The sequence below is a fragment of the Arthrobacter sp. I3 genome, from assembly GCF_000520575.1.
GTDB lineage: Bacteria > Actinomycetota > Actinomycetes > Actinomycetales > Micrococcaceae > Arthrobacter > Arthrobacter humicola_A.
Genome location: NZ_AZSB01000563.1, coordinates 1 through 703, shown reverse-complemented (window position 1 = coordinate 703; position 703 = coordinate 1). Strand labels below are relative to the sequence as shown.

The 703-nt window shown below is 63.7% G+C and carries 1 protein-coding gene; it reads right to left on the bottom strand.

The window, feature by feature from the left end:
- A partial coding sequence (locus Y706_RS0102730; RefSeq protein ID WP_028275364.1) for an aldehyde dehydrogenase family protein occupies positions 1–703 on the bottom strand: 703 nt, incomplete at both ends.

Genomic DNA, 703 nt, shown 5'->3' with positions numbered 1-703 from the left:
GCGTCGTTGTAGTCGCTGAACCGCGCCACCGACACGACAGGACCGAAGATTTCCTCCTGGAAAATCCGCATCTTGTTGTTGCCCTCGAAGATGGTCGGCTGGACGTAGAAGCCACCGGCCAGGTCTCCGTCGAGCTGTGCCTGGTTCCCGCCGGCGAGGATCCTGGCGCCCTCCTGGAGCCCGATGTCGATGTAGGAGAGGATCTTTTCCATCTGGCCTACAGACGCCTGGGCACCGATCTGGGTGGTGGTGTCCAGTGGGTTGCCCTGGATGATCTGCTGCGTGCGGGCCACGGCGTCGGCCATGAAGGAATCGTAAATGCCGTCCTGGACGAGGGCGCGCGACGGGCTGCTGCAGACTTCGCCCTGGTTGAAGGCATACAGGGTGAAGCCCTCGAGGGCCTTGTCGTAGAACGCGTCATTGGTGTCCGCGACGTCGTTGAAGAAGATGTTCGGGCTCTTGCCGCCGAGCTCCAGCGTGACCGGAATCAGGTTGGCGCTGGCGTACTGGCTGATCAGCCGGCCGGTGGAGGTTTCGCCGGTGAAGGCGATCTTGCGGATACGGGGGCTGGAGGCCAGCGGCTTGCCGGCCTCGACGCCGAAGCCGTTGACCACATTCAGGACACCGGCCGGCAGCAGGTCGCCGATCAGTTCCATCAGCACCAGGATCGAGGACGGTGTCTGCTCGGCCGGCTTCAGGACGA